Origin of the sequence: Mesorhizobium sp. M1A.F.Ca.ET.072.01.1.1 (genome assembly GCF_004023325.1) — a bacterium.
GTDB lineage: Bacteria > Pseudomonadota > Alphaproteobacteria > Rhizobiales > Rhizobiaceae > Mesorhizobium.
In genome coordinates, this window is the sequence record NZ_RZSF01000676.1 from 1 (window position 1) to 768 (window position 768).

Genomic DNA, 768 nt, shown 5'->3' on the forward strand with positions numbered 1-768 from the left:
GTGCTGATGGAACTGGTCCACAACGGCCGCGGGCCGGCAGCCCTAGTGCTGCACGAGCCGGACGCGATTCTTCTGCTCGGCCTGATCGTCGCGCGCGAAATGGGCTGGGAGACGCCGATGGCGGTGCGGCTCGGACGCGGTGTCTTCGACGCCTATCGCGGAAGCACCGTCAAAGTCGACGACGACGGCGCCGTGAGCGTCGCCGCCTGAACAAATCGTGGTTTTTCAGGTCCTGAGCGGCAACACACGGTCCGGCGGGCGATGGCCGTCGAAGAAGGCGCGAATGTTGATGATCACCTTCTCGCCCATGTCGATGCGGCCTTCGAGCGTCGCCGAGCCCATATGCGGCAACAGAACGACCTTGCCCTTGTGGGCGAGCTTCAACAGCTTGCTGTTCAGCGCCGGCTCGTGCTCGTAGACGTCGAGGCCGGCGCCGGCGATCTTGCCGTCCTGGATGAGTTTGATCATCGACTCTTCGTCGATGATGTCGCCCCGCGCTGTGTTGACGATGTAGGCCGCCGGCTGCATCAGCGCCAGCCGCCGGGCCGACAGCAGATGAAAGGTCGCCGGCGTCGACGGGCAGTTGACCGAGATGATATCCATCCGGGCGAGCATCTGGTCGAGGCTTTCCCAATAGGTCGCTTCCAATTCGTCCTCGACCGCCGGCAGCACGCGGTGGCGGTTGTGGTAGTGGATGGACAGGCCGAACGCCTTGGCCCGCCTGGCGACCGCCGTGCCGATACGGCCCATGCCGACAATGCCCAGGCG

2 protein-coding genes are annotated in these 768 nt (G+C 65.1%); one reads left to right on the plus strand and one right to left on the minus strand.

Features of this window, described 5'->3' with window-relative positions; translation table 11 throughout:
• Window positions 1-210: DUF126 domain-containing protein (locus tag EOA32_RS37485; RefSeq protein WP_128374330.1), on the plus strand; the 210-nt coding region annotated here is incomplete at its 5' end.
• A 15-nt stretch (window positions 211-225) separates the two neighbouring features.
• On the opposite strand, the gene EOA32_RS37490 is transcribed toward EOA32_RS37485, so the two are convergent.
• Window positions 226-768, minus strand: a 543-nt coding sequence (locus tag EOA32_RS37490; RefSeq protein WP_245499538.1) for a 2-hydroxyacid dehydrogenase, incomplete at its 5' end; no start/stop codon positions are given.